This window comes from Streptomyces sp. 1222.5, from assembly GCF_900105245.1.
GTDB classification, from domain to species: domain Bacteria; phylum Actinomycetota; class Actinomycetes; order Streptomycetales; family Streptomycetaceae; genus Streptomyces; species Streptomyces albidocamelliae.
The window spans coordinates 476,100-490,609 of the sequence record NZ_FNSZ01000001.1 but is presented as its reverse complement, the minus strand read 5'-3'; the positions used below and the strand labels follow the sequence as shown (position 1 = coordinate 490,609).

The 14,510-nt window shown below is 70.7% G+C and carries 11 protein-coding genes; 3 read left to right on the top strand and 8 right to left on the bottom strand.

Annotated features, from left to right (window positions below; all coding sequences use genetic code 11):
* Nucleotides 1-18: 18 nt before the first annotated feature.
* From BLW57_RS02390 to BLW57_RS02380, 3 genes are all read right to left on the bottom strand, one after another.
* The gene (locus BLW57_RS02390) at nucleotides 19-411 is read right to left on the bottom strand and encodes a nuclear transport factor 2 family protein (RefSeq protein ID WP_093471775.1); all 393 of its coding nucleotides are present in this window, start codon (nucleotides 409-411) and stop codon (nucleotides 19-21) included.
* Nucleotides 412-529: 118 nt separating this feature from the next.
* Complete coding sequence (locus tag BLW57_RS02385; protein WP_093471774.1) at nucleotides 530-1,180, bottom strand: Ig-like domain-containing protein; 651 nt, start codon at nucleotides 1,178-1,180, stop codon at nucleotides 530-532.
* 378 nt (nucleotides 1,181-1,558) lie between these two features.
* Nucleotides 1,559-2,428, bottom strand: coding sequence for a PhzF family phenazine biosynthesis isomerase (locus BLW57_RS02380; RefSeq protein WP_093480471.1), 870 nt, complete (start codon nucleotides 2,426-2,428; stop codon nucleotides 1,559-1,561).
* Between the two features lie 232 nt (nucleotides 2,429-2,660).
* Here BLW57_RS02380 and BLW57_RS02375 point away from each other — a divergent pair, with 232 nt between their 5' ends.
* Entirely contained in the window at nucleotides 2,661-3,467 is an 807-nt protein-coding gene (locus tag BLW57_RS02375; RefSeq protein WP_093471772.1) for an SDR family NAD(P)-dependent oxidoreductase, read from the top strand.
* Between the two features lie 154 nt (nucleotides 3,468-3,621).
* Here BLW57_RS02375 and BLW57_RS02370 read toward each other — a convergent pair whose 3' ends face one another.
* On the bottom strand, nucleotides 3,622-4,227 hold the full coding sequence (locus tag BLW57_RS02370) for a hypothetical protein (protein WP_093471770.1): 606 nt from the start codon (nucleotides 4,225-4,227) through the stop codon (nucleotides 3,622-3,624).
* Between the two features lie 356 nt (nucleotides 4,228-4,583).
* Between BLW57_RS02370 and BLW57_RS02365 the strand changes: the two genes are divergently transcribed.
* Nucleotides 4,584-6,971, top strand: a complete 2,388-nt coding sequence (locus tag BLW57_RS02365; protein WP_371127767.1) for a GH92 family glycosyl hydrolase — start codon at nucleotides 4,584-4,586, stop codon at nucleotides 6,969-6,971.
* Nucleotides 6,972-7,043: 72 nt separating this feature from the next.
* Here the strand turns inward: BLW57_RS02365 and rph are convergent, their stop codons facing one another.
* The 4 genes from rph to BLW57_RS02345 form a co-directional block, all read right to left on the bottom strand.
* Entirely contained in the window at nucleotides 7,044-9,641 is a 2,598-nt protein-coding gene (rph, locus tag BLW57_RS02360) for a rifamycin-inactivating phosphotransferase (RefSeq protein WP_093471768.1), read from the bottom strand.
* 169 nt (nucleotides 9,642-9,810) lie between these two features.
* Nucleotides 9,811-10,656 carry an endonuclease/exonuclease/phosphatase family protein gene (locus BLW57_RS02355; RefSeq protein ID WP_093471767.1) on the bottom strand — a complete coding sequence of 282 codons (846 nt, stop codon included), beginning with the start codon at nucleotides 10,654-10,656 and terminating at the stop codon, nucleotides 9,811-9,813.
* A 114-nt stretch (nucleotides 10,657-10,770) separates the two neighbouring features.
* Complete coding sequence (locus BLW57_RS02350; protein ID WP_093471765.1) at nucleotides 10,771-11,697, bottom strand: hypothetical protein; 927 nt, start codon at nucleotides 11,695-11,697, stop codon at nucleotides 10,771-10,773.
* 199 nt (nucleotides 11,698-11,896) lie between these two features.
* Nucleotides 11,897-12,742: a GntR family transcriptional regulator gene (locus BLW57_RS02345; protein ID WP_093471764.1), complete on the bottom strand. Its 846-nt coding sequence runs from the start codon at nucleotides 12,740-12,742 to the stop codon at nucleotides 11,897-11,899.
* A 310-nt stretch (nucleotides 12,743-13,052) separates the two neighbouring features.
* Here BLW57_RS02345 and BLW57_RS02340 point away from each other — a divergent pair, with 310 nt between their 5' ends.
* Nucleotides 13,053-14,474 carry a cellulose binding domain-containing protein gene (locus BLW57_RS02340; protein ID WP_093471762.1) on the top strand — a complete coding sequence of 474 codons (1,422 nt, stop codon included), beginning with the start codon at nucleotides 13,053-13,055 and terminating at the stop codon, nucleotides 14,472-14,474.
* Nucleotides 14,475-14,510 lie beyond the last annotated feature (36 nt).

The following is a 14,510-nucleotide window of genomic DNA, read 5'->3' as shown; positions in this document are numbered from 1 at the left end:
GACGCTCGGCGGGGGCGGTCAGCGGGCGCTGCCGAGGTCGCGGTCCGAGTGGGAGCCCTGGAGCATCAGGGTGGTCTCCTCGATGCGGCTGAACCGGCCGTCGGCCGCGAGATCGGCGAACACGTACACCTCCATGCCGACGAAGGAGCCGTCCTTCTTGGTGATGTGGGCGGTGTGCCGGTCGGCGTACTTGCTTCCGTCGTACAGCTCCTCGTGCACCTCGACGTGCCCGTCGGCGACGAGGGTGCGCAGGTGAGCGATGTGTTCCAGGAACTCGTTGCGATCCGCCCACCGGCCGTCGGTGCGCTGGCGGTACTCCGGGGTGAAGTGGCGATCGGCCGCCTCCTGCAGAGTGAGTGCGCGGTTGAACAGCAGATCGTTCAGAGCTGCCTCGATACCGGTGGGGGCCATGGGACTTCCTCTCCTTGATGATCCGGGCTTGCGTGCCCGGCGAGTGCTCGTCCGGCGCGGACGTCCGGTGCACGCGCCCGGCCTCCTTCGTCCAGGGCGGCGCGTCGGAGGTTCGGCGTCAGCGGCCGGGGGTGATCGGCTGACGGTCGATGCACGCGGAGTCCGAGCCCTTGCTCGTGGCATGCCGGCCCTTGATCTCCACACGTGCGCCGGGCCGCACGGCGTCGTACACCCGCTTCCCGTCCGCCGGAGCGAGGGCGATGGCGCCCAGGATGTGGTCCTTGCCGAGGTAGGGGAGATCGGACTTTGTGGTGCTCGGGCGGAAGTCGACACGCTGCCCGTCCAGGAGGTTGTGTCCCTTCACCCAGCTCCAGGCGCCGGTGGCAGCGGACGAGGTCCGCACGCGCAGCCAGTCCTCGACGGCCTTGCGGTCGGCGGCGGGAACCGGCTGGGGGAAGGTGACGGATATCGGCATGCCCACACCGACCGTCTGGCCGTCGGACAGGTGCACCGTCGCCCGCGCCAGTACCGCGGGTTCCGGCGTGGACGGAGCGGGGCGTGCATGGGCCGTCCTGCCATTGGCCTGGGCGGGGGCAGTCGCGGAGTCCCGCGTGAGCGGTGCGTCGTCGGCCACACGAACGCCGGTCCCCGCGTCCGTCGAGCAGTCGACGGCCGAGAGCAGAGCGACGCAGGCGGTGACAGCGGCGCAGGCCGTGACAGCGGTGCCGGGACGGCCGGCGGTCCGACCGGCCGAACGGTCCAGATGCATGGGTGTTCCCCCGTGTGAGGTGCAGTGTTGCCTCGTATACGCACGGGCCGGGGGCCGGGTTGCATCGGATCGGAACTTTTTCGAGAACGAGGAGATTCGGGCGGTGCCGCGCGCGTTGTCCCGGAAGCCGGGACTGCGCGGGCGCCGCCAGGGCAGACCGGAGTGCACGGACACTACGGCGCCGACCCGAGCGGTGACGCCGACCGAAGTCCGAACCGCGCGTGCGACACGGGACGGCGCCGAGGTCCGGTCGAGGCACGGTCCGCCGACGACGCGGGCCCCACGCGGCGACGGACCCGGTCGGCGCTCGACTCGAACCGTCCCAGGTGTGCGCTCGTTCGGCGGCGTCAGCGCGAGCGCGTCGGCGCCGAGCCCCGTTCAGCCGATGAGAGCCCCGGCTCCGCTCACTCGGACGCGAGGGTCGTCCGCGCGAAGCGTCACCGTGAGCTCGCCCGGGCGGCCCATGTCCTCGCCCTGGCGCAGGGTGAGGACGGACTGCTCGGGAACCAGGCCGAGTTCGCGGGCGTACGCACCGAACGCGGCGGCAGCGGCGCCGGTCGCCGGATCCTCGACGACGCCGCCGACCGGGAAGGGATCACGGGCGTGGAAGACGGTGTCCGACTCCCGCCACACCAACTGGACCGTGGTCAGGTCGAGGCGATGCATGAGTGTTTCGAGACGCGTGAAGTCGTAGGCGAGGTCGGCCAGGCGGGCGCGAGTGGCTGCGGCGAGGACCAGATGGCGGTTGCCGGCGAAGGCGATTCGGGGTGGGAAGGCCGGGTCGAGTTCGGTCCGGGGCCAGTCGAGGGCTGCCAGCGCCTCGGTGACGTCGGCGTCGGAGACCTCCTCGATGTGCGGCGCGACGCTGGTGAGCGTGGCCCGCAGCGTGCCGCCCTCCGCGACCACCTCGACCGGCACCGTACCCGCGCGCGTCGCGAACACCAGCTCCCCGGGGCCGGTCCGCTCGGCGAGCGCGATGGCGGTCGCGATGGTGGCATGCCCGCAGAACGGCACCTCGGCCTTGGGGCTGAAGTAGCGGATGCCGTAGGCCCGCTCCGTGCGCCCCTCGACGCCTTCCGGCAGGACGGTCAGGAACGCCGACTCGGAGTAGCCGAGGTCGGCGGCGATGGCCAGCATGTCATCATCGTCCAGGCCGGCGGCGTCCAGAACGACCCCGGCGGGATTACCCCCCTCCGGGTCGCTGGAGAAGGCCGTGTATCGCAGAACTTCGGGCAGCGGCGACGTCATGATCACCGCAACGCGGGGTGTGACCTCGATATTCCCGGCCCGCCGACGAGATCGGGCGAGGGGGCGCGACGGCCTCTGCCTGGGCGTCCGGCGGAGCCGCCGGTCAGCCCGCCGTCCCTCACATGCGCTGCGTCGCCCGCGATGGCCACCTGTCTCAAAGTCGTCCGGGACGGATCGCCGGGACCTAGGCTCGGTCGTGCTTCGTGATCCCGGAGGAGGGCGTTGAACAGCAGTGACGGACAAGCGAGTTGTCATCGTGACGGGTGGGGGTTCGGGTATCGGGGAGGCGACCGCCCGGCTGCTGAGCCAGGGCGGCCACCACGTGGTCGCGTGCGGCCGGCGCAGCGAGCCCCTGCGACGCCTCGAAGCCGAGACCGGGGTCCTGGCCCATCCGTCGGACGTGGGGGACCCCGCGGCGGCCGATGGTCTCGTCCGGGCGGCCCTGGCCGCCCACGGGCGACTCGACGGGCTGGTGCTCAACGCGGGCATCGGGCGCGGCGGAGCCGTGGGGGACCTGTCCTTGGAGGACTGGGACGAGGTGATGCGGACCAACGTCACCGGCCCGCTGATGCTCCTGCGTGCGGCGCTCCCGCACCTGGTGGCGGCGAGCGGGGCCGTGGTCGCCGTCGCTTCGGTGTCCGCGCTGCGCAACGGCACGAGCAACGCCCCCTACGCCACCTCCAAGGCGGCCCTGCTCCAGCTCTGCCGCTCCGTCGCCGTCGACTACGGGCGTCAGGGCGTGCGGGCCAACATCGTGTGCCCCGGTTGGGTGCGCACCGAGATGGCCGACCGGCGCATGACGCGTTTCGCGGAGGAAGCGGGCCTCGAGGGCGGTGTGGATGCCGCCTACGACGCGGCGACCGCGTTCCTGCCCATGGGCCGGCCGGGCGAACCGGGTGAAGTCGCCGAGGTGATCGACTGGTTGCTGTCCCCGGCGGCGTCGTACGTCAACGGCTCGGTCCTCACCGTCGACGGCGGCGCGACGGCCCTCGATCCCGGGACCCTCGGGTTCGACCACCGGATCACCCCACGCGGCTAGGGCCTGTCGTTCGGAGCGGGCCGGCCTGGTTCACGGCGTCTTGACGGCCGACCCGAGCGGGGGAGGACGGTCACGGCGGGGGAGTGCGTCCGCCCCCCACGGGGAGGAGAGCCCGGTCAGCCGGGGCGCCGCCCGTACCGCCCCGTTCCGGCCGTCAGGCCCGTAACCCCGCCCGTGCCAGGGCGACCTCGGAGAGGTCGGCGATCGCCTGCGGATCTCCGCGGCGCCAGGCGTCGGCCAGACCACCCGGCGGGACGGGGACCCGGGCGAGATCCCGCAGCGGTCCGGTGAGGGCCCGCAGGGCCAGCAGGTCGGCACCCCCGGGTGCGTCGAGGAGTCGCTCGGTGGTGGCGCTGCGCCGGATCCAGTGCAGGCGCGGCGGGAGCCAGAGCACCAGGACGAAGGCGACGGGAAAGACGATCAACGCGAGGGCGGTCAGGTCGGCGACCTGGCCCACGACGTCCTGCAGTGACCGGCCGGCGTCGGAGAGACCGTCGCCGGCGCCGGCCGCGGCCTGGAGAGGCTTCTTCAGGGCGCCCCCGATCAGCGGTACTCCGGAGGCGCTGTCGGCGGCGTTGTTGAGGCCCGTGGCGAGGTCGTCACCCGCGCTCTGTGCCTTCCGGCCGGGCTCGGCCAGCGACATGATCACGTCGCGGACGGTCAGCGCGAACCAGACCGAGGCCGCGATCAGAGCCACGGCGATCAGGTCCGCGAGCACCTGACGGATCCGGCGGGGCGGGGTCTGGGCGTAGAGACGCATCGGTGTCCTCCTGCTCCAGTGCTGGCATCGACATTGGCCGGCTTCGGCCAGGTGGGGCCTGGGGGCGTGGTGCGGGGGCCGTCGGGCGACGGGACGTGGGAGTGACTCTCCCACTGTGCCTCATCGGTACCTGCCATCGACACGGTGCCGCTGAAGCCCGGCCGGGCCCGGCTGTCTCCGACCGGCCGGCCGTCCACCGACCGGCTCCCGTCGGACGATCGGCCGTCGCACCCGGGTGCGTCCGATCCATCGAACAACGCAGGAGCCCCCAACAACCGCCGCTGTAGGCCACCTTGACGCCCCAATACCGCTCACGAAGAATGACCCGCGGCCCTGACAACGTTGTCGAAAGGCGCATGATGAAACAACGCATCAGCTGTCACCGGCCGCGCTCCCTGAGCGCGTTGGCGGTCGCCGCTCTACTGGGCGCGGGACTGTGCACCGGAGTGCCGGGCACCGGACTCGTCACACCGGCAGCGCACGCCGCGGTCGACGGGACGCGCGGCGCGGACCGGCTGACCGATCTGGTCAACCCCTTCATCGGCACGGAGAACGAGGGAAACACCTATCCCGGCGCGGCCGTACCGTTCGGCATGGTCCAGTTCTCCCCCGACACCGGGCACAACACCGGCTACGACTATTCACAGGACCACATACGCGGCTTCTCCATGGTCCACCTGTCCGGGGTCGGCTGCGGGCTGGGCGGCGACCTCCCGGTGCTGCCCACGACGGGCGACATCACCAGCACGGACGACGCCACCTACGCCGCGGGATTCAGCCACGACGACGAGACGGCCTCGCCCGGCTACTACGGCGTCGGCCTCGACAGCGGTGTCAGGGCAGAGCTGACCGCGACCAAGCGCACGGCCGTGCAGCGCTACACGTTCCCGGCCACCGACAAGGCCAACGTGCTCATCAACGCCGGCCAGTCGCTGCACAAGACGCTCCACACCGAGGTGGAGATCCTCGACAACCGGACCGTGCGGACGGCCGTCACGGGCAGCGGCTTCTGCCAGGACACCAAGCCGTACACGGTCTACACGATCACGCGGTTCGACCGGCCGTTCACCGCGTCCGGAACCTGGAAGGGCGCCGACGTCACCGACGGCTCGAAGAAGTCACAGGCGGACGGTGAACGCAACGGCGCCTTCGTACGCTTCGACACCTCCGAGGACCGTACCGTCGAGGCGACCACCGCGCTGTCGTACGTCGACGCGCGAGGGGCGGATCTCAACCTCCGTGCCGAGGGCGGCCGTTCCTTCGACAAGGCCCACCGGGCCGCGGTGGACGCCTGGGAGGACCGGCTCGACGACGTACGAGCCCAGGGCGGCAGCACGACCCTGCGGCGGACGTTCTACTCCTCGCTGTACCGCTCGTTCCTCGCACCGAACATCGGCAGCGATGCCGACGGCCGCTACACCGGCTGGGACCAGAAGGTGCACCGCGCGGAGGACTTCACCTACTACCAGAACTGGTCGCTGTGGGACACCTACCGGACCCAGACCCAGCTGCTGTCCCTGTTGGCGCCTCGTGAAGCACGTGACATGGCGCTGTCCGTGATCCGTATCGACAAGGACAGCGGCTGGCTGCCCAAGTGGGGGTACGGCACGGTCGAGACCAACATCATGACCGGTGACCCCGTCACCCCCTTCCTCACCAACGCCTACCAGCAGGGGCTGCTGAAAGGGCACGAGGAGGACGCCTACCGGGCGCTGAAGCGGAACGCCGACGGCGTCCCGCCCGCCGACTCCGCTCCCGTCGGCCGTGAGGCCAACAAGGAGTACATCGCCGACGGCTTCGCTCCCTACATCAAGGGCCGGCCGCACGCCAAGCCCGGCGACTCCGACTACGACCACGGCGCCTCGGCCACCCTGGAGTACGCCCTGTCCGACGCCATGCTCGGGCAGATGGCCAAGGACCTGGGACACCGCGCGGACGCACAGCGGTACACCGAGCGGGCACGCAACTACCGGAAGATCTACGACCGGTCGACCGGGTTCTTCCGCGCGCGCGACGCCTCGGGCGCCTTCACCGGACCGGCGGACCCGGCCCGCAGCGAGGGTTTCCACGAGGGGACGTCGTGGCAGTACCAGTGGCTGGTGCCCCAGGATCTGCCCGGCATGATCGACCTGATCGGCGGCAAGGACGCCGCCAACCAGCGGCTCGACTCCTTCTTCGCCTACGACGAGCTGGTCGCCGACCCCGCGAAGACCGCCCGCGAGGTGTGGGTCAACGGGCCGTACGACTACTACAACGCGGACAAGTACAACCCGCAGAACGAACCGGACCTGATCGCTCCCTACACCTACCTCTCGACCGGGCAGCCCTGGAAGACGACCGACGTGGTCCACGCGGCACTGACCCTGTTCACGGACGCGCCGACCGGTATGACCGGTAACGACGACCTGGGCACCATGTCGGCCTGGAACGTCCTCTCGTCCATCGGCCTCTTCCCGGTGCAGCCCGGCACCGACACCTGGGGCCTGTCCACGCCCGTCTTCGAACGCGTCGAGATCACGCTCGACCGCCGCTACTACCCGCAGGGCCGGCTGACCGTGCGCGCGCCGGGCACCTCGGACACCCAGCGCTACATCCAGTCCGCGCGGACGGACGGCACCGCCTACGGCAAGACGTACCTGACCACCGAGAACCTCCGCCGGCTGCGCGAACTGTCCTTCCAGGTCGGCTCGACGCCCTCCTCCTGGGGCACCGGCAGGGAAGCGGCACCTCCCGCCCTGAAGTGACGCCGGTCCACGCCTCGCCGGCCCCTCGGCCACCGAGGGGCCGGCGAGGGGGGCCTCACGAATCTGGGTCGGTCACGAGAGGATCTCCACGTACCCGTCGGTGCCGTGCACGCGGATCCGCTGCCCGTCCCGGATCAGCCGGGTGGCCTGCTCCACCCCCACGATGGCCGGCAAGCCGTACTCCCGGGCGATCACCGCGCCATGGGTCATCAGACCGCCCACCTCCGTCACCAGGCCCGCGATGCCGACGAACAGCGGGGACCAACTGGGGTCCGTGAAGGCCGTGACCAGGATGTCGCCCGCTTCGAGATCGGCGTCCGCCATGTCGAGGACGACGCGGGCCCTTCCCTCGACTGTCCCTGCGGAGACGGGGAGCCCGATCAGGGCGCCGGCCGGCACGTCGTCGCGCCGGTACGCCCCGGTGACGGCCTCGCCGTCCGAGGTGAGCACCCGGGGCGGTGTGAGCGCCTGGTACGACCGGAACGCGTCCTTGCGCCGCTGGATCAGCCGCAGGTCCACCCGGTTCGAGCGCACGGCGTCGTGGAACTCCTGGAACGTGAGGTGGAAAACGTCCTCCCGCTCGGGGATCACACCGGCCCGTACGAGGCGTTCGGCCTCCGCCAGCAGGGCCTGCTTGTAGACGAGGTAGCGGCTGACGATGCCGTACTTCGGGTACTCCCGGTACCCGATGAAGGTGCGGACCCGGTCGATCATCCGCTTGGTCTCGTCGGCCTTCCGGTCCCCGTCCGGCAGGGTCCGCAGGCGTGCCAGCACGTCCTGTTCCTTCTGCCGTGCCTTCCGGCGCCCGAGCTCGAAGCGCCGCTCGGCCGCACCGGGTTCGAAGTTCCTGACGTTGTCCAGGATCACGGGCACGAGCGTGCCGGGCCGCTCGCGCCAGCGCGGCCTCGTGATGTCGATCTCGCCGACGCAGCGCATGCCGTACCGGTCGAGGTAGGCCTCGATGGCGTCACGTGCTTCGGTCCCGCCCGCGAGCTTCGCCAGCTCGTCCAGGAACCCCTCGTCCTCGACGCCCTGGAGGAACTCCACCACCTCGGGGTGCGGACGGATCACGTCCGCCACGTCGAGCAGCGCCAGGCCCATCTCCGAGGTGACGTTGTCGGGGGCGGACAGCGTGAGCGTGTCGGCCGCGTTCTTCTCGCCCAGCCACTCTCGCAGCCGGTCGTTGAGCCACCAGGTGGCCTCCATGCCCGCCATGATCGCCTGGATGCTCAGCGGATCACCGAGGACTCGCTTGTGCTCCTCGAAGGCCTCCAGCAGGAAGTCGAACAGTGCCGGTCCGGTCTTCGTCCGGATGTCGCGTTCCAGGGCAGCGAGGGACGCCTCGCTGCGCTCGATCAGCTCGGTGACGACGGCCGGATCGGTCGCGATCGGGGCGGACCCGCCGCCCGCAGGCGGCCCGCCGGGGCTCGCGTCCGGGAGCGACGGGACGAAATCGGCGCGATCGAGGACGGTCTCGAGTGCGTCCCTGACCAGCGGATCGCCCCTGCCCATGACGTCCAGGAGGCCGGCGCGGCTCGCGGGGGAGGCCAGGCGCCGGGTGACGTCCACGAACAGCCGCCCGCCGGCCTCGTGCATCGGCACCATGGCCGTCAGCTGCCACATGGAGAGCCCGAGAGGCTTCATGGCGTCGGTCATCATCTGCTGGTGGCCGACGGAGACGTAGACGTGGTTCTCCTGGTCGCCGATGTCGGGAACGGGGAACAGCGTGGTGATCGGCCGGCTCTGCACGATCTGGAAGCCGTCGTCGGCCAGGCACCATTCGATGTCCTGCGGGCGGCCGAAATGCGCTTCGATCCGCCGCCCGAGCCCCACGAGCCGCACGACCTGCGCATCCGTCAGCACCGGCTGCTCCTGCCGCGGCGGGTCGACCGCCACCTCCCGCGTTCCGCCGGCCGGCAGGGCGTGCACGGCACGCTGTTTGACGGCGATCGTCCTGGCGACGACTTCGCCGTGCCGCACCGTGAAGACGTCCGGGTTCACCAGGCCGGAGACCAGGGCCTCGCCGAGGCCGAAGCCGGCGTCCACGGTGGCGACCGTCCGGTTCCCCGTGACGGGGTCGGCGGTGAACAGGATGCCTGCCGCGTGCGGGAAGACCATCCGCTGGACGACCACGGCCATCTGGACCGTACGGTGGTCGATGCCGTTGCGTTGACGGTAGGTCACGGCCCGCTCGGTGAACAGCGAGGCCCAGCACCGGCTGATGTGCCGGAGGATCGCCGTCGGCCCCACCACGTTCAGGTACGTGTCCTGCTGGCCGGCGAAGGAGGCCGTCGGCAGGTCCTCCGCCGTCGCGCTGGACCGGACGGCACAGGCGGTCTCCGCACCGAGCCGGGCGAGCGCGCGGGTGACCGCCGTCGCGAGATCGTCCGGGACGGCGATCCCCTCGACGGTCCGGCGAATCTCCGCACTGAGTGTGCGGATCGTCTCCCGGTCGTCCGGGTTCGAGCGCGACAGCCGAGCGAGCTGATCATCGATCGACGGAGCCTCCGCCATCATCCGCCGGAAGGCGTCCGTCGTCACGCAGAAGCCGTCCGGTACGCGGATCCCCTCGATCCGCGTCAGCCCGCCCAGGTGCGCGCCCTTGCCACCCACGAGCGGGACCTGATTCTCGTCGGCCTCTTGAAGATCCAACACGTACCGCTCGATCACTGCGCTCCCTTTTCTGCAGGTTGTGGCATCGGCCGACGATTCTGCGCCGTGACCCGGGTCTTGCCGCAAGCCCCCCGACGCGCTATAACTTGAGTACGGCAAGGAGAGGTCTCTCCTTGCCTTTGCTTTTTCCGCCCGGCGGACAGCGGTTGATCCGGCGGTACACGCCTCAGGCCGGCCCCAGGTCGGTGCGGAAGAGGTGGTGGTCCGAGTACGGGCTCGGGTGCACACCGTGCGCGAGTGGGGCGATGCCGCGCAGGAACACGTAGTCGAACTTGCTGTGCCAGTCGGTGGTCGTCTCACAGGCGTCGGCGGGCGAGGGCCGGCAATGGGGATCCGCATCCGAGGCCAGCGCCCACATCCGCCGGAGTTCGGCGGCGGACGGCACGGAGTTGAAGTCGCCGAGCACGATCACGCGGTCGTACCGGGCGACTTGTGGGGCGAGCACGTCCACCTGGTCCGCCCGGACCGCCTCCTGACGTCGTTGGGCGAGGTGGGTGTTGAAGACGCGGACGGGCCGGCCGTCCACGAGGGCGGTGACCGCCATGTACCCACGGTCCTCGGATCCGCCGTCGGGATATTCGACGCTGACGCGCGCGGTCATGGGTGCCGCCGAGAGGATGGCCTGGCCGTAGGCTCCCGGTCGCCACGGCAGACCCCCGCAGCGGTTCCAGTTCCGCAGCACGGTCCCGTACTCGACTTGGTAGTCCAACCCGTACAGGTTCTTCAGAAGCTTCCGGATCTCCTCGACGTCACGCACGCACGCTTCCTGCAGGCCGATGACCTGGGGCGCGTACGTGGCGATCTCCGCTGCCCGGCCGAGGTTGTACCCGCTCCGATTGCAGGGATTGCAGATGTACCACGTCATGACGCGATTCGGTACGACGGCCTTGGCGGCGTCGATCGGCAGTGGCCTGGCGAGGAGGGCGCTGTTCGGCGCGCTGGAGCCGATGAGCACCATGCAGACCGCGGTCAGGGCGCCCGCGAACAGCCGAGTGCTTCTTCCGAGCACCATCTCCTCCTCAGCGTGGACGCACACCGTCTGTGCCCATCCAACACGCACAGGGTCGTCCTGCGCGACGCCGACCGCTGCCGGCGCCGGTGGGTACTCGGCCCGAGGCGGCCCGGCTCAGTAGCCCTGGCTGATCACCTTCTCCCGCATCAGCGATTCCAGCTCCGCGTCCGACAGCGGGTGCAACGTGTGCAGCAGGCGGCGCAGGCCGGGTTCGTCGAGGGACTGGCTGCTGACCTCGACCTCCGCGTCGTGGTGGCGGCGAATGAGGGTGACGGCGAGGGCGCCGCCGGGGAGACGGCGGATCACGCGCATCACACCGTGCGCGTTCACCGTGCAGGTCGTGCCCTTGTCGGCGGGCTCCGGGCATCGGGGTGCCCGCGTGAGCGGTGAGCGCACCACCAGGCCCACGTACCCCGACTCGTATCCCTCCCGCACAGGGCGGTAGTCCACGATGAAGGAGGCGGGCCCGACCACGGCTCGGGACACCCGCATGCCGGGCGGCGCCGCGCCCAGGTACAGCAGTCCACGATGCTCCCGGTAGCGGGCGATCTCCGCCGTGTGATGGCGCTGCCGCGCCTGCGCCGGGCCGACGAAGCCCCCGTAGACCAGGCCGGCCGCCAGCGCGGCCACCGCTCCCAGCCGGACCCACGGGTTCGGCACGAAGAACGCCGCGGCGACGGCGTACGGCACCCCCGTCAACGCGATCCGTGTGCCGGCGCTCCCCAGGTCGACGTCCCCGCTGTAGGCGGCCAGCCCGGCCAGGACACCCGGCGTGCCGAGGGCGAAGACCGCCACCGCCCACCCGACCCGTCGGCCTGCCGAGCCGCACAAGGGGACCACGGTCCTCGCCGGTAGGCCCGCCATGGCCAGGAGGACCACCGTGATCGGCACACCCAGCACGAGGACGGGCACCGCTGCCCCGGCGCCACCGCCCCAGCCCGCCACCACCAACGCGTAGCCGAGCGCCGGCATCGCGGCCGCCGTCGTCGCCCAGACCAGGAAGAGATGCAGGGCCGTCAACGCCCCTCTGCCGCTTGTCATGCAGGTGAGCCTGCCAGCCGCCGTCCCGGCGCACATGAGTTCTCGTACTCAGTAGGTCCACGCCCGACGTCGGCTCCCACGCGGCCTGGAGACCCGTCGCAGGGTGCCGTACCGGCCGCCGTGAGACGGGTCAGGAGCCGGCGCTTGGTCTCCCCGAATGCCCCTCACCTTTGATCAGTCGAACGGGTACGTGGAACTGCTACGCCTGCACGTCGCCCCGGGTGGAGGAGACGACCGGGTCGCGGTGGGCGAAGTCCCCCGGCGGGATGCCCGGATGATGCCCCGGCAGCGGGTCGGGAGGGTTCGCGGCCGGGCCCAGGGTGAGCCGGGAGACGATGCGGTAGCGGTCACCCCGGTAGAGCGAATGGACGTACTCGACGGGCCGTCCGTCCGCGTCCGAGGTGAGCCGTTCGAACAACAGGGCGGGCGACAGCTCCGGCACGCCGAGGAGTTCTGCCTCTGCGCGCGTGACGACGGTCGGTTCGATCGCCTGGACGGCTTCGCGGACGTGCACGGCGTGGTGTTCACGCAGATGCTCGTAGAGATCCCCACTCTCCAACTCCTGGGAGCTGAGGCCCGGGACGAGGTCGGCCCGGATGTGCAGGTGCTCGATGGCCATGGGTGCGCCGTCGACGAGGCGCAGCCGGGCAACGTAGACGATGTCGGCGGCCGGTGAAAGACGCAGCTTGCGGCCGACGCGAGCCCCGGCCGCCATGGTGGTGAATTCGAGCAGCCGGCTGGACCAGGCGCCCGCGGCCTGGGTCACGGCCAACGCGTGTCCCGGGGAGACGAGTTCCTGGGTGATCTTCTCCGGCGCGACGAACATGCCGCGCCCGTGTTCGCGGACGAGAAGGCCCGCGGTGACGAGTTCGTCGACCGCCGTGCGCAACGTGGGCCGGGAGACGCCGAGGTGCGCGCAGAGCGTGCGCTCGGAGGGGATGGGATCGCCGGGGCGCCGCGCCTCGATGAGTTCGAGGATGTGCTCGCGCACGCGTTCACGTTTCAGCACCGCCCCCGGCGCGCCCCTCTTCTCGTCGGCGTCCACCTTCCGCCCCCTCAACGCCGGCTGACCAGTTACCTGTCCAGTTGACCACGCACCGACGCTGATCCACAACTAAAGTGTGCCGCCTGGGAGTTGACGGCGCGTTTGGTCTATGCCACTTTCTCCTCTACGAGAGGTCACCTGACCAGTTCGACTGGTCAGGTTCCGACGGCCGGACACGTAGGCCGTACGAACTCCCCGTCCGTGCACCCGCCGATCGCGCCCGGCACGGCCGCTACACCCGTACGTCCCCGACTCGCACATCCCGACGCCCCCACCGTTTCGGAAGTGAACAGCCATGAGGAGGACGCACATGCCCCGGCCCAGCCTCGGCAGAACCAGGAAGAACGCGCTGACCTTCGCCACAGCCGCCGTGCTCGGCTGCGCCGGCCTCGCCGCGCAGCCGGCGACCGCGAACGCGGCCCAGGGCGAGCTGACCGTCCAGTACCACACCGGGTCCACCGGCAGCGACCAGGCCGAACCCTGGCTGAAGGTGAAGAACGGCGGCGCCGCCGGTGTCGCGCTCAGCGGCCTCAAGGTGCGCTACTACTTCAAGTCCGACGCACCGAGCACCACTTACCGCTTCGCCTGCTCGTGGGCCGTCAAGGGCTGCGCCAACGTGACCGGCACGTTCGGCACCCTGGCCCGTCCCACGGCGAACGCCGACCGCTATCTGGAGATCGGGTTCACCGCCGGCGCCGGTTCACTCGCCCCCGGCACCGACACCGGCGACCTGCAACTGCGCTTCTACCGCTCGGACTGGCAACCGCTGAACCAGGCCGACGACTACTCCTTCGGTCCGGCGCAGACCGCGTACGGGAACTGGAGCAAGGTCACCGCCCAGGTCGACGGGGCCGTGGTCTGGGGGAGTGCTCCCGAGGGGAACGACCCGACAGATCCCACCGATCCGACCGATCCACCTGCCGGAGGGGCCGCCCTCTTCGACGACTTCGACTACACCGCGTACAACGACCCGAAGATCTCGGCCCACGGCTGGAACGTGCGCTCCAACTCCGGCGGCCCCGGCGTGCCGGGCGCCACCTGGGCGCCCGAGAACGTGACGTTCTCCTCCTCCGGCGGCAACTCGGTGATGAACCTGGAGACCTCGACCTCCGGCACCGGCGAGAGCACCCGGCAGACGGAAGTCCTCACCAAGGCCACGAAGTTCAAGAACGGCACGTACGCGGCACGGATCAAGTTCGGCGACGCGCCCAGGAGCGGCCCGGACGGCGACCACCTGGTGCAGACGTTCTTCACCATCAACGACCTCAAGGCACCGATGGCGGACGACTACGCGGAGTACGACTTCGAGTACCTGCCCAACGGCGGCTGGGGCGAGCCGTCGAACATCCTGTACACGACGTCCTGGGAGACCTACAACCCCGACCCGTGGCAGGCCGTGAACCAGCACACCGAGGGCCGGCAGAGCTACGACGGCTGGCACGACGTCGTCCTCACCATCGACAACAGCACGATCCGCTACTACATCGACGGCCGGCTCTTCGGCACGCACGACGCCGCCTACCTGCCGGAGCGGCCCATGTCGATCAACTTCAACCAGTGGCTCATCGACCTGACGGGCCAGAGCAGCACCAGCCCGCGGAAGTACGACGAGCAGGTCGACTACGTCCTGCACGTCAAGGACCAGGTGCTCACCCCGGCGGCGGTGGCGGCGAAGGTGGCCGCCTACCGCTCGGCCGGCACCACGTTCGAGGACACCGTGCCTTCGTCCTGACCGGCAGCCCGTCCTTCCGCAGGGTCCCTGCACCTC